The 23,958-nt window shown below is 56.9% G+C and carries 24 protein-coding genes; 9 read left to right on the top strand and 15 right to left on the bottom strand.

Annotated elements, in window-relative coordinates:
- Nucleotides 1-123 precede the first annotated feature (123 nt).
- Genes sdhB through sdhC form a run of 4 tightly spaced genes read right to left on the bottom strand, consistent with a single transcriptional unit; the run spans nt 124 to nt 3,367 of the window.
- Nucleotides 124-840, bottom strand: coding sequence for a succinate dehydrogenase iron-sulfur subunit SdhB (gene sdhB / locus FN082_RS02105; protein ID WP_139538721.1), 717 nt, complete (start codon nt 838-840; stop codon nt 124-126).
- Nucleotides 841-855: 15 nt separating this feature from the next.
- Nucleotides 856-2,622 carry a succinate dehydrogenase flavoprotein subunit gene (gene sdhA / locus FN082_RS02110; protein ID WP_139538720.1) on the bottom strand — a complete coding sequence of 589 codons (1,767 nt, stop codon included), beginning with the start codon at nt 2,620-2,622 and terminating at the stop codon, nt 856-858.
- Nucleotides 2,622-2,969, bottom strand: coding sequence for a succinate dehydrogenase membrane anchor subunit (gene sdhD, locus FN082_RS02115; RefSeq protein WP_004100278.1), 348 nt, complete (start codon nt 2,967-2,969; stop codon nt 2,622-2,624). Before sdhD ends, sdhA begins: the two co-directional genes overlap by 1 nt.
- A complete protein-coding gene (gene sdhC, locus FN082_RS02120; protein ID WP_180349561.1) occupies nt 2,963-3,367 on the bottom strand; it encodes a succinate dehydrogenase cytochrome b556 subunit in 405 nt (134 codons plus the stop codon). The genes sdhD and sdhC overlap by 7 nt, the downstream gene beginning before the upstream one ends.
- A 395-nt stretch (nt 3,368-3,762) precedes the next feature.
- On the opposite strand from sdhC, the gene FN082_RS30545 reads away from it, so the two are divergent.
- Entirely contained in the window at nt 3,763-3,915 is a 153-nt protein-coding gene (locus tag FN082_RS30545) for a hypothetical protein (protein ID WP_418268728.1), read from the top strand.
- 212 nt (nt 3,916-4,127) lie between these two features.
- A complete protein-coding gene (gene gltA / locus FN082_RS02125) occupies nt 4,128-5,411 on the top strand; it encodes a citrate synthase (protein ID WP_139538718.1) in 1,284 nt (427 codons plus the stop codon).
- A gap of 45 nt (nt 5,412-5,456) precedes the next feature.
- Here the strand turns inward: gltA and nei are convergent, their stop codons facing one another.
- Genes nei through FN082_RS02165 form a run of 8 tightly spaced genes read right to left on the bottom strand, consistent with a single transcriptional unit; the run spans nt 5,457 to nt 11,772 of the window.
- Entirely contained in the window at nt 5,457-6,248 is a 792-nt protein-coding gene (gene nei, locus FN082_RS02130) for an endonuclease VIII (protein WP_142461946.1), read from the bottom strand.
- A 15-nt stretch (nt 6,249-6,263) separates the two neighbouring features.
- The gene (gene pcp / locus FN082_RS02135; RefSeq protein WP_142981062.1) at nt 6,264-6,908 is read right to left on the bottom strand and encodes a pyroglutamyl-peptidase I; all 645 of its coding nucleotides are present in this window, start codon (nt 6,906-6,908) and stop codon (nt 6,264-6,266) included.
- A gap of 9 nt (nt 6,909-6,917) precedes the next feature.
- A complete protein-coding gene (locus FN082_RS02140) occupies nt 6,918-7,913 on the bottom strand; it encodes a DUF979 domain-containing protein (protein WP_142981063.1) in 996 nt (331 codons plus the stop codon).
- The gene (locus FN082_RS02145) at nt 7,910-8,635 is read right to left on the bottom strand and encodes a DUF969 domain-containing protein (protein WP_139538714.1); all 726 of its coding nucleotides are present in this window, start codon (nt 8,633-8,635) and stop codon (nt 7,910-7,912) included. Before FN082_RS02145 ends, FN082_RS02140 begins: the two co-directional genes overlap by 4 nt.
- A 59-nt stretch (nt 8,636-8,694) precedes the next feature.
- Nucleotides 8,695-9,441 carry a 5-oxoprolinase subunit PxpA gene (gene pxpA, locus FN082_RS02150; protein WP_142461947.1) on the bottom strand — a complete coding sequence of 249 codons (747 nt, stop codon included), beginning with the start codon at nt 9,439-9,441 and terminating at the stop codon, nt 8,695-8,697.
- Nucleotides 9,431-10,363, bottom strand: a complete 933-nt coding sequence (pxpC, locus tag FN082_RS02155; protein ID WP_142461948.1) for a 5-oxoprolinase subunit PxpC — start codon at nt 10,361-10,363, stop codon at nt 9,431-9,433. Before pxpC ends, pxpA begins: the two co-directional genes overlap by 11 nt.
- Nucleotides 10,357-11,013 (bottom strand): 5-oxoprolinase subunit PxpB, encoded by a 657-nt coding sequence (gene pxpB / locus FN082_RS02160; protein ID WP_139538711.1) that lies wholly within the window; start codon nt 11,011-11,013, stop codon nt 10,357-10,359. Before pxpB ends, pxpC begins: the two co-directional genes overlap by 7 nt.
- 15 nt (nt 11,014-11,028) lie before the next feature.
- Nucleotides 11,029-11,772: a type 2 GTP cyclohydrolase I gene (locus FN082_RS02165; protein WP_142981064.1), complete on the bottom strand. Its 744-nt coding sequence runs from the start codon at nt 11,770-11,772 to the stop codon at nt 11,029-11,031.
- A 270-nt stretch (nt 11,773-12,042) separates the two neighbouring features.
- Between FN082_RS02165 and dtpD the strand changes: the two genes are divergently transcribed.
- A complete protein-coding gene (dtpD, locus tag FN082_RS02170) occupies nt 12,043-13,524 on the top strand; it encodes a dipeptide permease DtpD (RefSeq protein WP_142981065.1) in 1,482 nt (493 codons plus the stop codon).
- Here dtpD and phrB read toward each other — a convergent pair.
- The 3 genes from phrB to FN082_RS02185 all read right to left on the bottom strand — a co-directional run bounded on the left by phrB (nt 13,493) and on the right by FN082_RS02185 (nt 15,763).
- A complete protein-coding gene (gene phrB, locus FN082_RS02175; protein ID WP_142981066.1) occupies nt 13,493-14,935 on the bottom strand; it encodes a deoxyribodipyrimidine photo-lyase in 1,443 nt (480 codons plus the stop codon). The two genes, dtpD and phrB, sit on opposite strands and share 32 nt — an antisense overlap.
- 24 nt (nt 14,936-14,959) lie before the next feature.
- A complete protein-coding gene (locus FN082_RS02180; RefSeq protein WP_139538707.1) occupies nt 14,960-15,469 on the bottom strand; it encodes a DUF1722 domain-containing protein in 510 nt (169 codons plus the stop codon).
- A gap of 87 nt (nt 15,470-15,556) precedes the next feature.
- Nucleotides 15,557-15,763, bottom strand: coding sequence for a YbfA family protein (locus tag FN082_RS02185; RefSeq protein WP_110277323.1), 207 nt, complete (start codon nt 15,761-15,763; stop codon nt 15,557-15,559).
- A gap of 309 nt (nt 15,764-16,072) precedes the next feature.
- Between FN082_RS02185 and kdpF the strand changes: the two genes are divergently transcribed.
- Genes kdpF through kdpE form a run of 6 tightly spaced genes read left to right on the top strand, consistent with a single transcriptional unit; the run spans nt 16,073 to nt 23,860 of the window.
- Entirely contained in the window at nt 16,073-16,162 is a 90-nt protein-coding gene (gene kdpF, locus FN082_RS02190) for a K(+)-transporting ATPase subunit F (RefSeq protein ID WP_112214488.1), read from the top strand.
- The gene (kdpA, locus tag FN082_RS02195; RefSeq protein ID WP_142981067.1) at nt 16,162-17,841 is read left to right on the top strand and encodes a potassium-transporting ATPase subunit KdpA; all 1,680 of its coding nucleotides are present in this window, start codon (nt 16,162-16,164) and stop codon (nt 17,839-17,841) included. Before kdpF ends, kdpA begins: the two co-directional genes overlap by 1 nt.
- 21 nt (nt 17,842-17,862) lie before the next feature.
- A complete protein-coding gene (gene kdpB, locus FN082_RS02200) occupies nt 17,863-19,911 on the top strand; it encodes a potassium-transporting ATPase subunit KdpB (RefSeq protein WP_142981068.1) in 2,049 nt (682 codons plus the stop codon).
- 10 nt (nt 19,912-19,921) lie between these two features.
- The gene (kdpC, locus tag FN082_RS02205; protein ID WP_142465287.1) at nt 19,922-20,497 is read left to right on the top strand and encodes a potassium-transporting ATPase subunit KdpC; all 576 of its coding nucleotides are present in this window, start codon (nt 19,922-19,924) and stop codon (nt 20,495-20,497) included.
- A 1-nt stretch (nt 20,498) separates the two neighbouring features.
- A complete protein-coding gene (kdpD, locus tag FN082_RS02210; RefSeq protein ID WP_142981069.1) occupies nt 20,499-23,186 on the top strand; it encodes a two-component system sensor histidine kinase KdpD in 2,688 nt (895 codons plus the stop codon).
- Complete coding sequence (gene kdpE / locus FN082_RS02215; RefSeq protein ID WP_139538701.1) at nt 23,183-23,860, top strand: two-component system response regulator KdpE; 678 nt, start codon at nt 23,183-23,185, stop codon at nt 23,858-23,860. Before kdpD ends, kdpE begins: the two co-directional genes overlap by 4 nt.
- The last annotated feature ends 98 nt before the right edge of the window (nt 23,861-23,958 follow it).

The following is a 23,958-nucleotide window of genomic DNA, read 5'->3' on the forward strand; positions in this document are numbered from 1 at the left end:
CGCTAAGGAACCTTTAAAAACTGTCTAACTATCAGGGGCAGTTTTTAGAGGTTTCCTGCTATCTGTCCCCTCTCCCTTAGGGAGAGGGTTAGGGTGAGGGGAACAGCGCTCCCCTCTGACTACTTACGCACTACGCTGCAGCAGCATCGACTTAATATGGCCAATGGCGCGCGTCGGGTTCAAACCCTTAGGACACACACTGACGCAGTTCATAATGCTGTGACAGCGGAATACGCTGAAAGCATCGCTCAGGCCTTCAAGGCGCTCGCTGGTTTCGGTATCGCGGCTGTCGATCAGGAAGCGATACGCGGCCAGCAGGCCAGCCGGGCCGATAAACTTGTCCGGGTTCCACCAGAACGACGGGCAAGACGTTGAACAACATGCGCAGAGAATACACTCGTACAGACCATCGAGTTTCTCACGCTGCTCTGGAGACTGTAAGTGCTCTCGAGCCGGAGGATTTTGCCCATTATTCAACAAGTAAGGCTTAATCTTCTCATATTGTGCGTAGAATTGCCCCATGTCTACAACCAAATCGCGAATAACCGGCAACCCTGGTAGCGGACGGATAACAATTTTCTTACCCGGCTGATTCAGCGCGGAAATAGGTGTGATGCATGCCAGACCGTTTTTCCCGTTCATGTTCAGACCGTCGGAGCCACAAACCCCTTCACGACAGGAGCGGCGGAACGACAGCGACGGGTCTTTCTCTTTCAGCTGCATCAATGCATCCAGCAGCATCATGTCACGACCTTCTTCCGCTTCCAGGGTGTAATCCTGCATGCGCGGAGCATCGTCTACGTCCGGGTTATAACGATAAACTGAAAACTCGAGTTTCATATTCCTGTCTCCGCATTAATAAGTACGAATCTTCGGCGGGAATGCCGGACGCAGTTTCGGTTCCATATTGACGCTACGACGCGTCATGGATTCCGACTCTGGCAGATACAGGGAATGGCACAGCCAGTTTTCATCATCACGATCCGGGAAGTCGAAGCGGCTATGCGCGCCACGGCTTTCGGTACGGAAGTTTGCCGACACCGCAGTGGCGTAGGCGGTTTCCATCAGGTTATCCAGCTCAAGGCATTCAACGCGCTGGGTATTGAACTCGCTGGAAGTGTCATCCAGACGGGCATTTTTCAAACGCTCGCGAATCGCTTTCAACTGCTCAAGGCCCTTCGCCATCGCATCCCCTTCGCGGAACACGGAGAAGTTATGCTGCATGCACTCCTGAAGCGCTTTGCGGATTTCAACCGGATCTTCACCGTTACGGTTACCGTTCCAGCGATTCAGACGTTCCAGAGAAGCATCGATTTCTTCATCCGTTGCATCGCGCAGAACGCCCTGTTCGGCGATAGATTCTTGCAAATGCAGACCGACCGCGCGGCCAAAGACCACCAGGTCAAGCAGCGAGTTGCCGCCCAGACGGTTTGCGCCGTGAACCGATACGCAGGCGATTTCGCCTACCGCAAACAGCCCCGGAATCACCACGTCTTCGCCCTGCTCGTTGACGGTCAGCGCCTGGCCGCTTACTTTGGTCGGAATACCGCCCATCATATAGTGGCAGGTTGGAATGACCGGAATCGGCTCTTTCACCGGGTCAACGTGGGCGAAGGTACGGGAGAGCTCAAGGATACCCGGCAGACGGGATTCCAGAACTTCTTTACCCAGGTGATCGAGTTTCAGCTTAGCGTGCGGGCCCCACGGACCGTCGCAGCCGCGGCCTTCGCGGATTTCGATCATGATGGAACGCGCCACCACGTCACGACCCGCCAGGTCTTTCGCATTCGGCGCATAACGCTCCATAAAGCGTTCGCCGTGTTTGTTCAACAGGTAGCCACCTTCACCGCGGCAGCCCTCGGTGACCAGAACCCCTGCCCCGGCGATACCGGTCGGGTGGAACTGCCACATTTCCATATCCTGCACCGGGACACCGGCACGAATCGCCATACCCACGCCGTCACCGGTATTGATATGAGCGTTAGTAGTGGACTGATAAATACGGCCTGCGCCGCCGGTCGCCAGCACGGTGGCGCGAGCTTTAAAGTAAACCACTTCACCGGTTTCGATGCACAGCGCGGTACAACCGACGATAGCGCCATCGGCGTTTTTCACCAGGTCCAGCGCATACCACTCGGAAAAAATAGTGGTATGGTTTTTCAAATTCTGTTGATAGAGCGTGTGCAGCAGGGCGTGACCGGTACGGTCAGCCGCCGCTGCGGTACGTGCCGCCTGCTCGCCGCCAAAGTTTTTCGACTGGCCGCCAAACGGACGTTGATAGATGGTGCCATCGTCGAGACGAGAGAACGGCAGACCCATATGATCCAGTTCAAGAATCGCTTCCGGACCGGTTTTGCACATATATTCAATGGCGTCCTGGTCGCCAATGTAGTCCGACCCTTTCACGGTGTCGTACATATGCCATTCCCAGTTATCTTCATGGGTATTACCGAGCGCAACGGTGATACCACCCTGCGCGGAAACGGTATGGGAACGGGTCGGGAACACTTTGGAGAGCAGCGCACAGGTTTGGCCGCTCTGGGAAATTTGCAGCGCCGCGCGCATACCTGCGCCACCGGCACCAATCACAACTGCATCAAATTCTCTGACAGGCAATTTCATTACACACCCCACACCACAACAAATCCATAAAGAACGTAAGCCACCAGCGCAACAACGATAAGCAGTTGCAGAATTAAGCGCACAGCCAGTGGTTTAACGTAGTCCGTTAACACCTGCCACATCCCGATCCAGGCGTGGATCAGAATGGATACGAGAGCCAGCAGGGTGAAGACTTTAGTGAACGCGGAGGAGAAAAAACCCGTCCAGACTTCCCATGAAATTTCACCCGTGGTGGCAAAGAAGCCAACCATATAGATGATGTAAAGGGTGAGGACGATGGCGGTAGCACGGACCAGAATGAAGTCATGTACGCCGTTGCGTCCTAGTGCTGAGGCGTTGCTTACCATACGAGGACTCCTGCGAGAAGTGAAAGCACGACAGTAATAACAAAAGAAATTTTGGCGGAGCGTGTCCCTGATTCGAGGGTTTCTTCAAGGTAGCCAAAATCCATCAGCAGATGGCGAATACCGACCACTGCGTGATAAGCCAGCGCGGTCAAAATGCCCCACATGATGAACTTCACAAAGAAGCTATTCATAATGGATGCCGCAGTGAGGAAACCTTCTGGAGAGGAAAGGCTGGTGCCCAGCAACCAAAGCAGAATCCCGACCGCCACAAAAGTGATCACTCCGGATACGCGATGGAGAATGGACGCTATCGCCGTGATTGGGAACCGGATCGTTTGGAGATCCAGATTGACAGGTCTTTGTTTTTTCACATTTCTTACCATGAATAACGCCCACATGCTGTTCTTATTATTCCCTTTGGATTTCGCGTTACAGGAAGGCGGCAAGTCCGGGAAACCCGGGAGCATAGATAACTATGTGACCGGGGCGAGCGGGCGCAGCCAACGCACCTGAAACGTGAAAGACTATGGGATTTCCTTCCTCCGGTCTGCTTGCGGGTCAGACAGCGTCCTTATCTATAACCAGAAGTCATGTTAAAACCCCTTTTCAGAAGTTAAAGCGTGACAAAATAACGCTGGGTGGCTCGGGATTGCAGGGAGTTCCGGAGACCTGGCGGCAGTATAGGCCGTTCACAAAATCATTACAATTAACCTACATATAGTTTGTCGGGTTTTATCCCGAACAGTGATCAATGTCACGATAACAACATAAATTTAAATTTTAATCATCTGATTTGACAAATATTAAACATTATTGTTACAACCATTACCAGATAAATGCAATAATACGCAAAAGTTATGGGGTCACTCTTTTACCTGAGAATAAGTTATGCAACAGTGAGAGAGTATTGACCGATGTAATCAGGACAGTTATTAGTGGTATATAGTTTTAACTAATTCGGGCTGCTAAAACGCTGATTTGCTGTTGTTTCATCGTAGGTTGAAGACGTACCATCAAGCGCCCTTGCTCTGTACCCTGCCCCTTTCGTGACGCAGAGCGATGTGCAACATAACAAACTGGTAACGTCATCGGCTACGGGCCGAATGCAAATCCACCACCCGGCAGTCTTAAGCAATAAAGGCGCTAAGGAGACCATAAATGTCTGATGCTAAAGCAAAAATCACCCTGGGTGGTGATACTGCTATCGAACTGGATGTGCTAAAGGGCACTCTCGGTCAGGATGTTATTGATATTCGTAGTCTTGGTTCAAAAGGCGTATTTACTTTTGACCCTGGTTTTACCTCAACCGCATCCTGCGAATCCAAAATCACCTTTATCGACGGTGATGAAGGTATCCTGCTGCACCGCGGTTTTCCAATCGATCAATTAGCGACCGATTCCAACTATCTGGAAGTGTGCTACATCCTGCTGAACGGTGAAAAACCGACCCAGGACCAGTACGACGAATTCAAAACCATCGTTACCCGCCACACCATGATTCACGAGCAGATCACTCGTCTGTTCCACGCGTTCCGCCGCGATTCTCACCCGATGGCCGTTATGTGCGGCATCACCGGTGCGCTGGCTGCGTTCTATCACGATTCGCTGGATGTGAATAACCCGCGTCATCGCGATATCGCCGCATTCCGCCTGCTCTCCAAAATGCCGACTATGGCGGCAATGTGTTACAAGTATTCCATCGGCCAGCCTTTTGTTTATCCGCGCAACGACCTCTCCTACGCGGGTAACTTCCTGAATATGATGTTCTCCACGCCGTGTGAAAAGTATGAAGTGAACCCGATACTGGAACGCGCCATGGACCGCATCCTGATCCTGCACGCCGATCACGAACAGAACGCCTCAACGTCCACCGTGCGTACCGCAGGCTCTTCTGGCGCGAACCCGTTCGCCTGTATCGCTGCGGGTATTGCTTCTCTGTGGGGACCGGCACACGGCGGCGCCAACGAAGCGGCGCTGAAGATGCTGGAAGAGATCAGCTCGGTTAAACACATTCCGGAATTTGTGCGTCGTGCGAAAGACAAAAATGACTCTTTCCGCCTGATGGGCTTTGGTCACCGTGTTTATAAAAACTATGACCCGCGCGCCACCGTGATGCGTGAAACCTGCCATGAAGTGCTGAAAGAACTGGGTACCAAAGACGATCTGCTGGAAGTGGCGATGGAGCTTGAGCACATTGCGCTCAACGACCCGTACTTCATCGAGAAGAAACTGTACCCGAACGTCGATTTCTACTCCGGTATCATTCTGAAAGCGATGGGCATTCCATCATCCATGTTTACCGTTATCTTCGCGATGGCGCGTACCGTGGGCTGGATTGCACACTGGAACGAAATGCACACCGACGGCATGAAAATCGCCCGTCCACGTCAGCTGTATACCGGCTACGAAAAACGCGATTTCAAAAACGATATCAAATACTAAGCCTGATATTGCGAAGATAAAAAACGCGCCTGAGAGCGCGTTTTTTTATTGCTGACACCCCGGGCACCAGTAAAACGGCCTCGACGACAGCATGGTCCTCTCGATAATCCCGCCGCAGCGCTCGCAGGCTTCCCCCTCCCGATGAAAGACCTTAAAGCGAAATAGTGCGCCATGGTGCTTATTCTCATCCACCAGACCACGCGTATTGTAGGACAAGCGCGGGATCTCAAGCAGCGCATAAGCCAGCGCATCAAGCTGTGCGTCGTTAAGCTCAGAGGCTTTATGCCGCCCGGTTAGCCCCACCTGCCAGAGGATCTCAACGCGCAGATAATTCCCCAATCCCGCGAGAAATGCCTGATCCAGCAGCAGCCCGGAAAACTGACGGTTGCGGAATTTCGCCGACAGCAGCCGCTCTTTGACTTTTTCAACGCTAAGAGTCATATCGAGCACATCCGGTCCCACCCGTAGCAAAAACGGGTGCTGAGCGAGCTGTTCCGGGGTCAGCATCTCAATGTCAGAGGCGCTATAGAGCAATATCGCCTTGTGCGCCGTCTGTAGCCGAACGCGTAAAATACGTGTCGTTTCAGGCTCCGCTTGCGGCTCGACCACCCGCCAGACGCCGTACAGCTGATTATGGCTATAGAGCGTCAAGCCGCCGGAGAAGTGGGTCAGCAGCGCTTTACCGCGGGTTTCGATATTCGTCACCTGCTGACCAACCAGCTGAGATTGATAAGTTTGTAACTGCGGGAAGGCGAACCACGCTTTCGTCAGGGGTTCGCCTTTGATCGCCGCCTCCAGGCTATCCGCCGCACGACGGATTTCCGGACCTTCCGGCATATTGATGTCCTTGTGTTAATGCGTTGCGCCGCCGGCAATTTTTACGTCATCGCCCTGCTGAAGGGCAACAGCTATAGCCGTTTCCAGCGCTACGCGCACCGTCTCTACCGCCATACTCGCTTCACCGGGATGAGCTGCAGCCTGCTCCGGCAGATACGGAATATGGATAAAGCCGCCCTTCACGCCGCTTTTATCACGTAGCCCGTGCAGCAGGCCATACATCACGTGATTACAGACAAACGTCCCCGCCGTCTGCGACACCGAAGCGGGGATCCCTTTGCTTCTTAGCGCGGCAACGATCGCTTTGATCGGTAGCGTACCGAAGTACGCCGCCGGACCATCAGCAACGATCGGCACATCGACAGGCTGCAGGCCTTTATTATCTGGGATCCGCGCATCATCGACGTTAATCGCCACGCGTTCGACGGTGATGTCGACACGCCCGCCCGCCTGACCAACCGCCAGCGTCAATACGGGCTCCAGCTCATCCAGCGCGTCGTTCAGTACCGTCAGCGCTTCGCCGAAGACGCACGGTAGCTGCCGGGCAACAACGGGCTGCCCGGCAATAATAACGCCATCCAACTGCTTTACCACTTCCCATGAAGGGTTAACCGCTTCGCCGCCGAACGGTTCAAAACCGGTAATCAATACGCCAGCCATGATCCCTCCTTACAGGAACATCAGGAAATAGAGCAAAAATACGTTCACGATAAGTAACATCAACCCGGTCGGCACCTGGGCTTTGATCACCGCGTTTTTATCCGGCAGCTCCAGCAGCGCGGCCGGAACAATATTGAAGTTAGCCGCCATCGGGGTCATCAGAGTGCCGCAATAGCCGGAGAACATACCAATCGCCGCCATCACTGCCGGGTTACCGCCGTGCTGCAGCACCAGGATCGGGATCCCGACCCCTGCCGTCACAATGGGGAAAGCGGCAAAAGCGTTGCCCATGACCATCGTCAGCAGCGCCATACCAATGGTGTAGACGGCTACGGCGATAAACCGGCTGTCTACCGCCAGATAGTTCTGCGTCAGCCAGGAGATGCTGTTGCCGACGCCTGCGGCGGTAAACAGCAGTCCGAGAACGGCGAGGATCTGCGGCAGAATAAATGCCCAGCCTACCGAATCCAGCAGACGGCGCGCTTCCTGCAACGGCTGCGCTGCCGTTTCGTGGGTCATGCGAATAGCCATCACCAAACCAAGCAGCGTGCCTGCAGTCATTGAAAACAGGGTGATCAGCGTAGCGTGATTGCCTGGGCCAAAGATAGCAACCTGCAGCGAGGGCAGATTATTAAACAGCAGAACGCCAATGACCGTCACCACCGGGATGGCCAGCGCCGGGAAGAACAGTTTGTTGCCCAGACGCGCAGCGCTGGCGGAACGTTCTTCCTGCGAGCGTTGATGATAGCGACCAAGATGCACGCCGCCAAAACCGGCGATCAGCGCCAGCACGACCACCAGGATCCCGACGCCAATATTAACGGTGCGCTTATCGCCCACCAGCTCATAGGTCCAGTCGCCAAACAGAAACACCAGGCCGTACAGTCCCCAGAACAGACCGGTAGTCAGCCTGCGCGGGTTCGCCTTATCACGCCAGGACATCACCGCGACGACCAGCAGAACGACGCCCGCCAGCCAGTAGAGATAAGTTTGCTGAAAATTCATGCTGCACCGCCTTTCGCCTGCGCGGCGTTAACCTTGTCCAGCTCACGCTGTAGATGGCGATCGAGACGCCACAAGCGGGCGGAGTGGATCAGGAAAGCGCATACCGCCGTTGGGATCCCCCACAGGGCGATGTGCAGCGGCTCAGTCTGAATGCCGCCGGACTCGAGCATAAAGTTATGCATAAAGATAATTGCGCCAAAGGCGACAAAAATATCTTCACCGAAGAACAGCCCCACGTTATCGGTCGCCGCCGACATCGCTCGCAGGCGATAACGGACATCGCCCGGTAACGCACCAAAGTTTTTCTCCGCCGCCCCTTCCGCCATCGGCGCCAGCAGCGGACGCACCATCTGCGGATGGCCGCCGAGGCTGGTCAGGCCCAGCGCAGCGGTTATTTCACGAACGAACAGATAGACGATAAGCAGACGACCGGCGGTGGCGCTGCGGATCTTCGCAATCCACGCCTGCGCGCGCTCTTTCAGACCGTGTCGTTCCAGCAGGCCGATGACCGCTAGCGGCAGCAAAAGAATAAACGGCAGGTTACGGGTGTTAAGAAACCCTTCCCCCAGTTTTTCCAGAATGGTCGCGATCGGCATATGCGCCGTCAGACCCGTGATGATCCCGGAAACTATCACTACCAGCACCGGGTTGAAACGTAATAAAAACCCGACCACGATCGCGGCAATACCGATCAATGGCCAGAGCGATACTGATTCTCCCATAGTTACATCCTGTATGTTGTGAATTGTTGTTTGTTGTTAACTAATTGATACTATTATTTTTATTCTTCTGATTCCGCACTAACCTGTATATTGCGCCCGGCAAACGCCGCACGCAAGCGACGTGCAAAATCCAGCGCGTGCTGGCCATCGCCGTGCAGGCAGACGGTTTCCGCCACCACGTGCGCCCACTCGCCGGTAATGCTGCGCACCCGGTTGTGCTGCACCATTTCCAGGGTTTGCGCCAGCGACTGCTCTTCGCTTTCAATCAGCGCACCGGCCTGCGTGCGCGGCACCAGGCTACCATCAGCCAGATAGCCGCGGTCGGCGAACACTTCCTGACGAGTTGTCAGTTGATAACGCTGACCGGCACGAATGAGCTCGCTGCCCGCCAGCCCCACCAGCACCAGGTCGGCGTCAACATCGCGCACCGCTTTCGCAATCGCGTCAGCAAGCTGCGGATCTTTTGCTGCCTGGTTATAGAGCATGCCGTGCGGCTTGACGTGCTGCAGCTCACCGCCCTGCGCCCGAACCATCGCCGCAAGCGCGCCAACCTGATACAGCGTTTGTGCATATACCGTCTCCGGCGGTAACTGCATCGCCGTACGGCCAAAATTTTCCCGGTCGGGAAAGCTGGGGTGCGCGCCTACCGCTACGCCATATTTCAGCGCTTCGCGGACGCACTGCAGCATCATCACCGCGTCGCCCGCATGGAAGCCGCAGGCAATATTGGCGGACGAGACCAGTTGTAATAACGCGCTGTCGTTACCACAGCCTTCGCCGAGGTCGGCATTCAAATCAATTTTCAACGTTTAGTCTCCATGCCAGTTGTTCAAAATAACGCTGCCTTTCGACGCGCGCTTTAAGCGCTTCCTCAAGGGAGCAGGGAACAAAATGGATCGGCTGACCCAGCGGGATCTGCGCCAGCTGATACATATCGGCCTCGATAATGCTGGCAATGCGTGGATAGCCGCCGGTGGTCTGTGCGTCGTTCATCAGCACGATTGGCTGACCGTTATGCGGAACCTGTACCACACCGGGTAGCAGGCCATGCGAAAGCATCTCGCGATCGGTCGTTCGTTTCAGCGGCTGCCCTTGCAGACGGTAGCCCATGCGGTTGCTCTGTGGGCTAAGCTGCCACGGCGAGCGCCAGAAAGCGTCCTGCGACGCGCTATCAAATTCATGGTATTCCGGCCCCGGTAGCGCGCGGATGCGGTTGCCAACGGGCAACTGTTTCACGCCGAGCGGCCCGCTAAATGGCTTATCCGATTTCCCCAGCTTCAGCCGATCGCCGTCCTGCAAACGCCGCCCTTCCAGACCGCCAATGCCCACTTTGAGATCGGTACTGCGCGAGCCAAGCACTTTTGGCACGGCAATGCCGCCCGCCACTGCCAGATAGCTGCGTACGCCGTGCTGCGGGTTCTTGAGCACCAGATGCTGTCCGGCCTTGACCGCCGTGCGCCAGCCCACCCATACAGGTTCGCCGTCTAACATCGCACCGCAGGCGGCACCGGTCAGCGCAAACCAGCCGTTGCGTTCAAACTGAATATCCACCTGGCCCAGCGTAATCTCCAGCACCGCAGCATTGGCCCCGTTCCCCACCAGCAGATTGGCGGTAACCAGCGCGGGCTTATCCATCGCTCCACAGCGGCTAATGCCCAACTGGCGCAAACCTTCGCGCCCGCCGTCCTGCACCGAGGTATACATTCCGGCGCGGATGATTTTTAACATACGCCCTCCTTTTGCGGCACGAAACGCACTCTGTCGCCGGAACGCAGCAGCACCGGTTCCTTGCGCTTCGGATCAAACAGCGCCAGCGGCGTATGGCCCAGAAGCTGCCAGCCGCCCGGCGTCGCCAGCGGATAGATCCCGGTCTGCGCCCCGCCGATACCAACAGAACCGGCGGGCACCAGCAGACGCGGCTCCGCCCGTCGCGGCATCGCCAGCTTCTCCGGCAGCCCGCCGAAGTACGGGAATCCCGGTTGAAAGCCTAGGAACCACACCACGTACTCGACCGACGAATGCAACTCAACCACCTGCTTTTCACTCAGGCCGCTGTGACGAGCAACATCACCCAGGTCCGGGCCGCCTTCACCGCCGTAAACCACGGGAACGGAGATCTCTCGCGATTCCGGCTCGAGCGTATCGCACTCCTCCCACCAGATTTGCAGACGCTCAATCGCATCCCACGCCGTTTGCTGCGGGTTACGCAATATCACGGTAATGTTGTTCATGCCCGGGATGGCCTCCACCACCTCGGTATGGCCAATCAGCCGCTGGGCTAACCGCCAGATCCGTTTCTGGCTGTCTAGCGTTACCGGAGGCTCAAGCTCCAGTACGACAGCCGTTTCACCTAACAAATAACAACGCGCTCGCTGCACTTTTGCCTCCGTTCATTAAGCCGGGTTCGGGATATCAATAAACGTGACGTCCAGTTCGGTGTTTTCCGTCAACCATTCGCTTAGCGCGCGAATTCCGCCGCGCTCGGTGGCATGATGACCGGCAGCGTAGAAATGCAGCCCCTGCTCCCGCGCCGAGTGGATGGTCTGCTCCGACACTTCGCCGCTAATAAATGCATCAACGCCGAAGCGTGCCGCGCTATCGATAAAGCTTTGGCCACCGCCGGTACACCACGCCACGCGGGTGACTTTGTCCGGTCCGGTGTCCCCACACCACAGCGGTTTGCGCCCCAGCCGTGCTTCAATCCACGAGGCCAACTCCAGGCCCGATACCGGCATCGACAGTTCGCCCCACGGCATCAGCGGCTCGATTTCACCCATCACATTAATACCGAGCAGCGAGGCCAACTGGGCGTTATTACCCAGCTCCGGGTGAGCGTCGAGCGGCAGGTGCCAGCCATAGAGGTTGATATCGTTAGCCAGCAGCGTTTTGAGGCGATGACGCTTCATGCCGCGAATAATGGGCGATTCGCCTTTCCAGAAATAACCATGATGAACAATCACCGCATCGGCCTCCAGGCGCACGGCTTCATCAAGCAGCGCCTGGCTGGCGGTCACGCCGGTCACGATTTTTTGCACCGTCTCGCGCCCTTCCACCTGTAACCCATTGGGTGCGTAATCGCTGATGGCCGCGCTATTCAGTTTTTCATTAATCAGTTGTTCCAGTTCGCTATTTTTCATTATCGCTCCATCAGGTCTTCGTGTAATGCAAAGGAATAACATAGCGTTATCCGCCCGCTCCGTCGATAGTTCTACCGCTTCGCCTGCTATTTTGACTTTTGGTGAAATCCCGCGATTTGTCTACTCCCCTCATCGCGCATTCGTGTATATTTATGCACTATTACAGCATATTAAATAACCAGAAAGCCTATAAGGCCATGAATATCACTAGCTAATGGCTATTCATGCAGAAAGATCGACTTTCCTTTTTATGGCAGGACAGAACGTTAAATGAACACATCATCTTCACAGCCGCGGGCGATTTATTACGTTGTCGCGCTGCAAATCTGGGAATATTTCAGTTTTTACGGCATGCGCGCGCTGCTGATCCTTTATCTCACCAATCAGCTGAAGTATGACGATAACCATGCATATGCCCTGTTCAGCGCCTACTGCTCGCTGGTCTACGTTACGCCGATTCTTGGCGGATTCCTGGCCGACAAGCTGCTGGGCAACCGCATGGCGGTAATGCTCGGCGCGCTGCTAATGGCTATCGGCCATCTGGTGCTCGGCGCCAGCGAGGTTGCGCCCACCTTCCTTTATCTGTCGCTGGCGATTATCGTCTGCGGCTACGGGCTATTTAAATCCAACGTCAGCTGCCTGCTCGGCGAGCTGTACGAACCCACCGACCCGCGCCGCGATGGCGGTTTTTCGCTGATGTATGCCGCGGGTAACGTGGGGTCGATCATTGCGCCAATCGCCTGCGGCTACGTGCAGGAGGAGTACAGCTGGGCGATGGGCTTCGCGTTGGCGGCCGTGGGGATGATTGCCGGGCTGGTGATTTTCCTCAGCGGTAATCATCATTTCCGCCACACCCGCGGCGTGAATCGAGAAGCGCTGCGGGCGCGTAATTTCGTTTTACCGAACTGGGGCTGGCTGCTGGTTCTGCTGATTGCCGCGCCGTTGTTGATTACCGTGCTGTTCTGGCAGGAGTGGTCGGTGTATGCGCTGATTGTGGCGACGATTATCGGTCTGGCGGTGCTCACGCGGATTTACCTGCGGGCGGAGACTGCCAAACAGCGTAAAGAACTACGTCTGATTATGGTTCTGACCTGCTTCAGCCTGCTGTTTTGGGCCTTCGCGCAGCAAGGCGGTAGCTCAATTAGCCTGTATATCGACCGTTTTGTTAACCGCCATGTTATGAGTTACGAGATACCGACGGCAATGTTCCAGTCGGTTAACGCCTTTGCGGTCATGCTCTGCGGGGTCGTGCTGGCGTGGCTGGTGAAAGAAAATATCAACGGCAACCGTACCGTGCGTATCTGGGGCAAGTTCGCGCTGGGCCTCGGCCTGATGAGCGCCGGTTTCTGCATCTTAACGCTGAGCGCACGCTGGTCAGCGGCTTACGGGCAATCCTCAATGCCGCTGATGGTACTGGGCCTGGCAGTGATGGGCTTCGCCGAGCTGTTTATCGACCCGGTGGCGATGTCGCAAATTACCCGTATTGAGATCCCCGGCGTGACGGGCGTACTGACCGGTATCTATATGCTGCTCTCCGGGGCCATCGCTAACTATCTGGCGGGGGTAATTGCCGACCAGACCTCACAAAGTTCGTTCGACGCTGCCGGAGCCGTTAACTACTCCATTAACGCCTATATCGAGGTGTTCAGCCAGATAACCTGGGGCGCGCTAGCCTGCGTCGGCCTGGTGCTGGTTATCTGGCTGTACCACTCCGTGAAGGTCAGGGCTCGTCGTCTGGCGCTGGAGTCTTAATTTCTCTGGCGGCTTCCCAGGCCGCCAGCGTCTCCAGCCGCGCCTGTTTGTGATCGACAATCGGGCGCGGGTAATCCAGCGTCACGCTATTTTTCTCCGCCCACAGCCACGGTTGATGCACCGCTTTCTCCGGTACATCGGCCAGCTCCGGCAACCAGTGACGAATAAACTGCCCGGATTTATCAAACCGCTCTCCCTGGGTCGTCGGGTTAAAAATGCGGAAATAAGGTGCAGCATCGGTACCGGTTGACGCCGCCCACTGCCAGCCGCCATTGTTCGCCGCCAGGTCGCCATCAATCAGCTGTTCGATAAAGTAGCGCTCCCCCAACCGCCAGTCGATTCGCAGGTCTTTCACCAGGAAGCTGGCGACAATCATCCGCAAGCGGTTATGCATCCACCCAGTAGAATTAAGCTGACGCATGGCGGCATCAACGATCGGGAAACCGGTTTGCCCGCGCTGCCAGGCCTGCAGCGCGGATTTATCATCCAACCACGCCACGTTATCGGTCCAGGCGATAAAAGGTCGTCCTTTACACAAATTCGGGTAGTAAACCATCAGATGGCGATAAAACTCACGCCAGATAAGTTCGTTGAGCCACACCGCCCCCGCTTCACCCTCCAGCGCTCGCGGCTGCTCCACCAGCAGGCGATGCAGGCACTGACGCGGTGAAAGCACACCGACCGCCAGGCACGGCGACAGTCGACTGGTCCCTTCGATGGCCGGAAGGTCGCGCTGCTCAGCATAATCGGCGGCCTTCTGCTGGCAAAAACGGCGTAGCTGATTGATAGCGGCTTTTTCATCCGCAGCAAACAGGTCGCTATCAAACGGCGTCTGTGGGTAGTTTATTTTCACTTCAGCCGTTGCATCTATTGCCCCACCGGCGCGAGCTTTGGGCGCGGCAACGCACTCCGGCAGCGCCTCCTTTAAGCGGCGAATAAAGGCATTTTTAAACGGCGTAAACACCTTATACATTTCGCGATTGCCGGTCAGCACGCTGCCGGGCGGTAACAACACACTGTCATCAAAGCCCTGACATATCACGCCTTGTAAGTTTTTCTCGACTAACGCATCGCGCTGGCGTTCATTAATTTCATACTGATAATTATAGAAAAGATGGCTGACCTGCTGCTGCTTACAGACTTCAGATAGCAGCGTCACGCTGGCGGCGAAGTCCTCCGCATGTTCAATGAGCAGCGGGATCCCCCGCTCGGCCAGCGCCATTTGTAAGCTATCAAGATGACTGACAATAAATGCCGACTGACGCGGTGCCATACCGTGCTGGCGCCATTGTCCCGGCGTGGCGATAAACAACGCCATCACGCGAGCATGAGGATCGCGACAGGCAGCAGCAAGCGCCAGGTTATCGTGAACGCGCAAGTCCGCGCGAAACCAGACCAGATGGGTGGCCATAAAACTCCTGCAATCAGTGATTTTTTATTCGTCCAGCGCTTGCGGCCAGCCGGTGAAGTAGCGCTGACCGGAGAGATAAGCGTCCGGAAACTCGGTCAGATAGTGTTTAAGCAGATTCAGCGGGGCAAGCAGCGGCTCTTTTCCCAGCCGATAGTCATCAATCAGCGTCGTCAGCTCCTGCTTCTGTTGGGCGTTAAGATGTTCACGGAAATAACCCTGAATGTGCATCAGGACGTTGGTGTGATTTTGCCGGGTGGAGGGATGAGCCAGTAGCGTCACCAGACGCTCACGATAGGCGTCAAAGAAAGCGTCCAGCGATGGCCACTCGGCAATAGCCGCCACAAAGGGCCCAATCTGCCGGTATTCCGGCTGTGAATGCGCCAGCAGTATCAGCTTGTAGCGGCTATGAAAATCCACCAGTTTGCCCCGGGTCAGCCCATCGCGGCGCAGATTATCCAGTTCACGTAAGGTGTAAATACGGGTTTTGCTATCGTCTTCCAGCCAGGTGTCGCTCATCACTTCTCCTTGTATCATCAGAAGTAATAAGTGTAAGCCACAACAGGCAAAAAAAAACCGCCGGGGGAAACCGGCGGCTTACAGCGTTCAGACGATATGTGGATATCAGTAAAAATCTGCGGAGGCTTTTTCCGCCTGCGCCATCCATACCGGCTGGTCGCTGGTTTTTGACCACACACGGTGCAGCCAGCTGTAAAAACGGGCACGATCTTTCCAGAACAACATCACCGGAAGCGCCGCCACGCCAGCCACAACGGCGAAAGTGCGACGCGCGAAGATTACGTGAGCAGGATAAGTTTTGTACAACGCCATAATTTCTCTCCCCTTTGTCAGGCCGGCAATCAACGCCGGTAAAGTATCAATGTGTCTCTGGTTAAAATAGTACCGCTTTGGCTGTAATTTTACTACTCATCCGACCACTAAAAAGCACTTATTTAGCCTTTATTTACATTCACCCGGTAACTTAGTTACATAAAAGTTAAAATAATACTAACCATTAGTTAAATTAAGGGATTGGTGATTTTTATATTTTTTTTACACCCTTGCAGCTAATTTTTGCGAAATCTTTGCGCCCGACTTCCTATCCTCCTCGTAAATCAAAAAGACACCCGGAGGTGGATTGTGACTGCAGGCGTAATCGCTGGCGTAGCGCTGGTGTTCCTGTTGCTGGCTTATCTGGTTTATGCCCTGATACACGCGGAGGCATTCTGATGGCCGCTCAAGGATTTTTACTCATCGCGAGCTTTATTCTGCTGCTGATGCTCCTGGCTCGTCCGCTGGGAACAGCGCTGGCGACCATGATCAACGATGTCCCGTTACCGGGACTTGCCGGTATCGAACGCGGATTATGGCGGGCTGCGGGCATTCGTTCGCAGGAGATGAACTGGTATCAATATTTATTCGCCATCCTGCTGTTTAACGCGCTGGGTCTGGTGGCGCTGTTTGCGCTGCTGATGTTCCAGGGCTCCCTGCCGCTTAATCCGCAGCATCTGCCCGGCCTGTCGTGGGATCTGGCGCTGAATACGGCGGTGAGCTTTGTCAGCAACACCAACTGGCAGGCCTACGGCGGGGAAGCCACCATGAGCTACCTCAGCCAGATGGCGGGACTGGCGGTACAAAACTTCCTCTCCGCTGCCACCGGCATCGCGGTAATCTTTGCCCTTACCCGCGCTTACGCCCGACAGAAGGTCAGCACGCTTGGTAACGCCTGGATCGATCTGACTCGCATCACCCTCTGGCTGCTGCTGCCCATTTCGCTGCTGATTGCGCTGTTCTTTATTCAGCAGGGCGTGCCGCAGAGCTTTGCGCCGTATCAGGGGTTTACCTCGCTGGAAGGGGTACGCCAGATGCTGCCGATGGGGCCGGTCGCCTCGCAGGAAGCGATTAAAATGCTCGGTACCAACGGCGGCGGCTTCTTTAACGCCAACTCGGCGCACCCGTTTGAAAACCCGACCGCACTGACCAACATGGTGCAGATGCTGGCGATCTTTCTGATCCCGGCGGCGCTGTGTTTTGCCTTCGGTGAGGTGGTGGGCGACCGCCGTCAGGGACGGGCAATTCTGTGGGCGATGACGCTTATCTTTATCGTCTGCGTGGCGGTCGTCATGTGGGCCGAAACTCGCGGTAACCCGCATCTGTTAAACCTTGGCGCCGATAGCAGTCTGAATATGGAAGGCAAAGAGAGCCGCTTCGGTATTCTCGCCAGCAGCCTGTTTGCCGTGGTCACTACCGCCGCCTCCTGCGGGGCGGTCAACGCGATGCATGACTCCTTTACCGCACTGGGCGGGATGGTGCCAATGTGGTTAATGCAGATTGGCGAAGTGGTGTTCGGCGGCGTTGGTTCAGGCCTGTACGGCATGCTGCTGTTCGTCATGCTGGCGGTATTTATCGCCGGGCTGATGATTGGCCGCACGCCGGAGTACCTCGGTAAGAAAATCGATGTCCGCGAAATGAAAATGATTGCCCTGGCTATCCTCGTCACCCCAACGCTGGTGCTGCTCGGCACGGCGCTGGCGATGATGACCGAGGCCGGGCGCGCGGGGATGTTTAACCCCGGTCCGCACGGCTTTAGCGAAGTGCTGTACGCCGTTACCTCAGCGGCGAACAACAACGGCAGCGCCTTCGGCGGCTTAAGCGCGGCAACGCCGTTCTGGAACCTGTTGCTGGCGTTCTGCATGCTGGTCGGTCGCTTCGCGGTCATTATTCCAGTGATGGCGATTGCCGGTTCGCTGGTAACGAAGAAAATTCAGCCTGCCGGTAGCGGTACGCTCGCCACCCACGACGCGCTGTTTATCGGACTGCTGATCGGCACCGTACTGCTGGTTGGCGCGCTGACCTTTATCCCCGCGCTGGCGCTCGGCCCGCTGGCGGAACACTTTTCCTTACTTTAAGCGATAGCGGAGCAACCTGTTATGAGTCGTAAATCATTAGCCCTGCTGGAGCCGACGCTGGTGCGCCAGGCGCTGCTGGACGCAGTGAAAAAACTGAGCCCGTCAGTACAGTGGCGTAACCCGGTGATGTTTATCGTCTGGATTGGCAGCTTGTTAACCACCCTACTCGCCATCGCCATGGCAAGCGGGCAGATCGCGGGTAGCGCCGGGTTTACCGCCACTGTCAGTATCTGGCTGTGGTTCACCGTACTGTTTGCCAACTTCGCCGAAGCGATGGCTGAAGGCCGCAGTAAAGCGCAGGCCAATAGCCTTAAAGGGGTACAAAAGACCTCGTTTGCCCGCAAGCTACGCGCCCCACAGCACGATGCGCAAATTGATCACGTTCCCGCCGAAGAGCTGCGCAAAGGCGACGTGGTGCTGGTCGAGGCGGGGGATATTATTCCCTGCGATGGCGAAGTTCTCGAAGGCGGCGCGTCGGTAGATGAAAGCGCTATTACCGGCGAATCTGCACCGGTTATTCGTGAATCCGGCGGCGATTTCGCCTCGGTGACCGGCGGGACGCGTATTCTTTCTGACTGGCTGGTGATCCGCTGTAGCGTCAACCCCGGCGAAACCTTCCTTGACCGGATGATCGCCATGGTTGAAGGGGCTCAGCGTCGCAAAACGCCAAACGAAATCGCGCTGACGATCCTGCTGATCGCCCTGACTTTAGTATTTCTGCTTGCCACCGCCACCATCTGGCCGTTCTCTGCATGGAGCGGTAACGCAGTCAGCGTGACGGTACTGGTGGCGCTACTGGTGTGCCTGATCCCCACTACTATCGGCGGCCTGCTGTCGGCCATCGGCGTCGCCGGGATGAGCCGGATGCTCGGCGCTAACGTGATCGCCACCAGCGGGCGCGCGGTCGAAGCGGCGGGCGATGTCGACGTGCTGTTGCTGGACAAAACCGGCACCATCACGCTCGGCAACCGCCAGGCCTCCGCGTTCCTGCCCGCTCAGGGCGTAGAAGAGAAAACCCTTGCCGATGCTGCCCAGTTGTCGTCGCTGGCGGATGAAACGCCGGAAGGTCGTAGCATCGTGGTGCTGGCGAAACAGCGCTTTAATCTGCGCGAGCGCGACCTGCAGTCACTGCACGCCACCTTTGTGCCGTTTACCGCGCAAACGCGGATGAGCGGTATCAATATCGACCAACGGATGATCCGCAAAGGTTCAGTCGACGCCATTCGTCGCCACGTGGAAGCCAACGGCGGCCACTTCCCGGCAGATGTTGAGAAACAGGTAGAAGAAGTGGCGCGTCTTGGCGCCACGCCGCTGGTGGTTGCTGAGGGCGAGCGGGTGCTGGGGATTATTTCGCTCAAAGATATCGTCAAGGGTGGTATTAAAGAGCGTTTTGCCCAGCTGCGTAAAATGGGGATTAAAACGGTGATGATCACCGGCGATAACCGCCTGACCGCCGCCGCCATTGCCGCAGAGGCCGGGGTGGATGACTTCCTTGCCGAAGCCACGCCGGAAGCCAAGCTGGCGCTGATCCGCCAGTATCAATCCGAGGGACGACTGGTGGCGATGACCGGCGACGGCACCAACGATGCCCCGGCGCTGGCGCAGGCCGACGTGGCGGTGGCGATGAACTCCGGAACCCAGGCGGCAAAAGAGGCCGGTAACATGGTGGATCTGGACTCCAACCCCACCAAACTGATCGAGGTCGTGCATATCGGTAAACAGATGCTGATGACCCGTGGCTCTTTAACCACCTTCAGCATCGCCAACGACGTGGCGAAATATTTCGCCATTATTCCGGCCGCGTTCGCCGCCGTCTATCCACCGCTGGCGATGCTTAACGTGATGCATCTGCACTCGCCCTCCTCGGCGATTTTAAGCGCGGTGATTTTTAACGCGCTGATTATCGTCTTTCTGATCCCACTGGCGCTGAAGGGCGTGAGCTATAAACCGCTGACGGCCTCGGCGATGCTGCGCCGCAACCTGTGGGTCTACGGTCTCGGCGGGCTGCTGGTGCCGTTTATTGGTATCAAAGCCATCGACCTGTTACTGACCCTGACCGGGCTGCTGTGAGGAAAAAACCATGTCATTGATTCGTCCTGCTGTTGTGCTGTTTATTTTGTTAACGCTAATGACCGGCGGCGTCTATCCGCTATTAACCACCGCACTGGGACAGTGGTGGTTCCCGCAGCAGGCCAACGGCTCGCTGGTGCGCATTGACGGCGAAGTGCGTGGTTCCCGCCTGATCGGCCAGAACTTTACCACTGCGGGCTATTTCCAGGGCCGCCCTTCCGCGACGGCGGAGGTGGCGGATAACCCGCTGGCTTCCGGCGGCAGCAACCTTGCCGCCAGCAATCCGGCGTTGGATAAAGCCATCAGCGAACGAGTGCAGGCCCTGCGCGCCGCCAACCCGGATGCGAATCCGACGGTGCCGGTGGAGCTGGTTACTGCCTCAGCGAGCGGACTGGATTACAGCCTGACCCCATCCGCCGCGCTGTGGCAGGTGCCGCGCGTTGCCAAAGCGCGACAGCTTAGCGTTGAACAGGTCAGCCAGTTGGTTAACGAGGCAACGCAAAAACCGTTGCTCAGTTTTCTCGGCCAACCTGTGGTAAATATACTGCTGCTGAATATGTCGCTGGATGCCCTAAAGGATAAGTAAGATGAGTGACGAGCCGCTGCGTCCGGACCCTGACCGCCTGTTGCAACACACCGCCTCTGCGCATCGCGGAAAACTGAAGGTGTTTTTTGGCGCCTGCGCGGGGGTGGGCAAAACCTGGGCGATGCTGGCGGAAGCGCAGCGGCTGCGCGCCCAGGGGCTGGATATTCTGATTGGCGTGGCGGAAACCCACGGGCGTAAAGAGACGGCGGCAATGCTTGAGGGGCTCAGCACCCTCCCCCTGCGCCGCCTTTCCCATCGTGGGCGCTACGTTAAAGAGTTTGACCTTGACGGCGCGCTGGCCCGCCGTCCGGCGCTGATCCTGGTCGATGAGCTGGCGCACAGTAACGCGCCCGGCTCGCGCCATCCTAAACGCTGGCAAGACGTTGAAGAGCTGCTCGAAGCCGGCATTGACGTTTTTACTACCGTTAACGTCCAGCATCTGGAAAGCCTTAACGATGTGGTCAGCGGCATCACCGGCGTACAGGTCCGCGAAACCGTCCCCGACCCATTCTTCGACGCCGCCGACGATGTGGTGCTGGTTGACCTTCCCCCCGACGATCTGCGCCAGCGGCTTAATGAAGGTAAAGTTTATATCGGCGGTCAGGCCGAGCGGGCAATTGAGAACTTCTTTCGCAAAGGCAACCTGATTGCCCTGCGCGAGCTGGCGTTGCGCCGCACCGCCGATCGGGTCGATGAGCAGATGCGCGCCTGGCGCGACCGTCAGGGGCAGGAAAAGGTCTGGCATACCCGCGACGCCATTTTGCTGTGCATCGGCCATAATACCGGCAGCGAAAAACTGGTTCGCGCCGCCGCCCGACTGGCGGCTCGCCTGGGCAGCGTCTGGCATGCAGTTTACGTTGAAACCCCTTCTTTACATCGTCTGCCGGAAGCAAAGCGACGGGCGATTCTCGCCGCGCTCAGGCTAGCGCAGGAGCTGGGGGCAGAGACTGCCACGCTCTCCGATCCTTCCGAAGAGAAGGCCGTTCTGCACTACGCTCGCGAACATAACCTCGGAAAAATAGTGATTGGCCGCCAGCAGAAAAGACGCTGGTGGGATCGTAGCGGTTTCGCCGATCGCCTGGCCCGACACGCGCCGGATCTCGATCTGGTCGTCATCGCGCTGGATGAAAAGGCGGCCCCTCTGCCCGCTCGCGCCAGCGATGGCCGCACGGCAATGGAAAAATGGCGTTTGCAGGTTCAGGGCTGCGTGGTTGCCATCGCGCTGTGCGCGGTCATTACCGTCGTCGCGATGCAGTGGCTGATGGCCTTTGAGGCCGCCAACCTGGTGATGCTGTATCTGCTCGGGGTGGTGATTATCGCCCTCGTGTATGGCCGCTGGCCGTCGGTGCTGGCGACGGTGATTAACGTGGTCAGCTTTGACCTGTTTTTTGTTGCGCCGCGCGGTACGCTGGCGGTGTCTGACGTGCAGTATCTGCTGACCTTTGGCGTGATGCTGACCGTCGGGCTGCTGATTGGTAATCTGACCGCTGGCGTACGCTACCAGGCGCGGGTGGCGCGCTATCGCGAACGACGCACCCGTCATCTTTACGAAATGTCAAAAGCGCTGGCGGTGGGCCGCAGCCGTGAAGATATCACCACCACCAGCGAGCGATTTATTGCCTCGACGTTTCAGGCGCGCAGCCAGCTGCTGCTACCCGATGATGCAGGCAAACTTTCTGGTCTGACTCAGCAAGCGGCAACAATCACCTGGGATGACGCGATAGCCCTCTGGAGCTTCGATAAAGGCCAGCCCGCCGGAGCCGGTACCGACACACTGCCCGGCGTGCCCTACCAAATTCTGCCGCTGAAAAGCGCGGCCCGTACCTGGGGATTGCTGGTGGTGGAGCCGGATAATCTGCGCCAGCTCATGATCCCCGAACAACAGCGTCTGCTGGAAACCTTCACCCTGCTGGTTGCCAGCGCACTCGAAAGGCTGACGTTGACCGCCAGCGAAGAGCAGGCGCGGATGAATAGCGAACGGGAGAGCCTGCGCAACTCGCTGCTGGCGGCGCTGTCCCATGATTTGCGTACCCCGCTGACGATACTGTTCGGCCAGGCGGAGATCCTGACGCTGGACCTTGCCAGCGAAGGGTCAAAGCACGCCCCGCAAGCCAATGAGATTCGCCAGCATGTGCTGAACACCACGCGGCTGGTCAATAACCTGCTCGATATGGCGCGGATCCAGTCCGGCGGCTTTAATTTGCATAAAGAGTGGTTAACCCTGGAAGAGGTGGTCGGCAGCGCTTTGCGTATGCTGGAGCCGGGTCTCGGCGGGCGGCATATTCAGCTTGCGCTGCCGGATCCGCTGCTGCTGGTGCACGTTGACGGTCCGCTATTTGAACGGGTGCTGATTAATCTGCTGGAAAATGCGGTGAAATACGCCGGGCCGCAGGCGCAAACCGGCATTACGGCGCATACCGACCCGCATAATTTGTTTCTGGAGGTGTGGGATAACGGGCCCGGTATCCCAGCAGGGCAGGAACAGGCTATCTTTGATAAGTTCGCCCGCGGCAATAAAGAGTCGGCCATTCCCGGCGTTGGCCTGGGGCTGGCGATTTGTCAGGCCATCGTTGAAGTGCACGGCGGGACGATTAGCGGCGCGACGCGTCCGGAAGGCGGTGCCTGTTTCCGTGTTACACTGCCGCGAGAAGCGCCCCCTGAACTGCAAGAGCTAGCCGAGGAAATGTGATTAACGTTTTGATCATCGAAGACGAAAACGCTATCCGCCGCTTTCTGCGCACCGCGCTGGAAGCCGACGGCATGCGGGTATTTGAGGCAGAAACGCTGCAACGCGGGCTGATTGAGGCCGCCACCCGCAAGCCGGATTTGGTCATTCTCGATCTTGGTCTGCCCGATGGTGACGGTAATACGTTTATTCGCGAGGTTCGCCAGTGGAGCCAGATGCCAATTATTGTGCTATCGGCACGCGCTGAGGAGCAGGATAAAATCGCCGCTCTCGACGCTGGTGCCGATGATTATCTGAGTAAACCGTTTGGTATTGGCGAACTGCAGGCGCGTTTACGCGTGGCCCTGCGCCGCCATGCTGGCGCTCAGGCTGACGAGCCTCTGGTGCGCTTTGCCAATATTGAAGTGGATATCCCCGCCCGCCGCATCGTACGCGGCGGCGAAGAGATTCATCTGACGCCAATTGAGTTTCGTCTGCTGGCAGTATTGTTAAATAATCCCGGTAAGGTGCTGACCCAGCGACAGTTGCTCAATCAGGTCTGGGGGCCGAATGCGGTGGAACACAGCCACTACCTGCGGATTTATATGGGTCATCTGCGGCAAAAGCTGGAGGTTGACCCGGCACGACCGCAGCATTTGCTGACCGAAACGGGGATCGGCTACAGGTTTATGCCGTAGCCGTTGCCCCAGGTTGCGATTGGGAGAGTTTATTTCCCGGCGGCGCTGCGCTTAGCCGGACTACAGGTCCACCGACATCTGGGAATCGGTAGCCCGGG

The sequence above is a fragment of the Klebsiella spallanzanii genome (genome assembly GCF_902158555.1).
GTDB lineage: Bacteria > Pseudomonadota > Gammaproteobacteria > Enterobacterales > Enterobacteriaceae > Klebsiella > Klebsiella spallanzanii.

Coding starts and splice junctions, on each gene's coding strand:
- kdpB (WP_142981068.1), top strand. CDS start 17,863: ATGAGTCGTAAATCATTAGCCCTGCTGGAGCCGACGCTGGTGCGCCAG.
- pcp (WP_142981062.1), bottom strand. CDS start 6,908: ATGGCTGGCGTATTGATTACCGGTTTTGAACCGTTCGGCGGCGAAGCG.
- dtpD (WP_142981065.1), top strand. CDS start 12,043: ATGAACACATCATCTTCACAGCCGCGGGCGATTTATTACGTTGTCGCG.
- sdhD (WP_004100278.1), bottom strand. CDS start 2,969: ATGGTAAGCAACGCCTCAGCACTAGGACGCAACGGCGTACATGACTTC.
- sdhB (WP_139538721.1), bottom strand. CDS start 840: ATGAAACTCGAGTTTTCAGTTTATCGTTATAACCCGGACGTAGACGAT.
- FN082_RS02145 (WP_139538714.1), bottom strand. CDS start 8,635: ATGGGAGAATCAGTATCGCTCTGGCCATTGATCGGTATTGCCGCGATC.
- pxpC (WP_142461948.1), bottom strand. CDS start 10,363: ATGTTAAAAATCATCCGCGCCGGAATGTATACCTCGGTGCAGGACGGC.
- sdhC (WP_180349561.1), bottom strand. CDS start 3,367: ATGTGGGCGTTATTCATGGTAAGAAATGTGAAAAAACAAAGACCTGTC.
- phrB (WP_142981066.1), bottom strand. CDS start 14,935: ATGGCCACCCATCTGGTCTGGTTTCGCGCGGACTTGCGCGTTCACGAT.
- FN082_RS02140 (WP_142981063.1), bottom strand. CDS start 7,913: ATGAATTTTCAGCAAACTTATCTCTACTGGCTGGCGGGCGTCGTTCTG.
- gltA (WP_139538718.1), top strand. CDS start 4,128: ATGTCTGATGCTAAAGCAAAAATCACCCTGGGTGGTGATACTGCTATC.
- sdhA (WP_139538720.1), bottom strand. CDS start 2,622: ATGAAATTGCCTGTCAGAGAATTTGATGCAGTTGTGATTGGTGCCGGT.
- FN082_RS02180 (WP_139538707.1), bottom strand. CDS start 15,469: ATGATACAAGGAGAAGTGATGAGCGACACCTGGCTGGAAGACGATAGC.
- FN082_RS02185 (WP_110277323.1), bottom strand. CDS start 15,763: ATGGCGTTGTACAAAACTTATCCTGCTCACGTAATCTTCGCGCGTCGC.
- kdpA (WP_142981067.1), top strand. CDS start 16,162: ATGGCCGCTCAAGGATTTTTACTCATCGCGAGCTTTATTCTGCTGCTG.
- FN082_RS02165 (WP_142981064.1), bottom strand. CDS start 11,772: ATGAAAAATAGCGAACTGGAACAACTGATTAATGAAAAACTGAATAGC.
- kdpD (WP_142981069.1), top strand. CDS start 20,499: ATGAGTGACGAGCCGCTGCGTCCGGACCCTGACCGCCTGTTGCAACAC.
- nei (WP_142461946.1), bottom strand. CDS start 6,248: ATGCCGGAAGGTCCGGAAATCCGTCGTGCGGCGGATAGCCTGGAGGCG.
- kdpC (WP_142465287.1), top strand. CDS start 19,922: ATGTCATTGATTCGTCCTGCTGTTGTGCTGTTTATTTTGTTAACGCTA.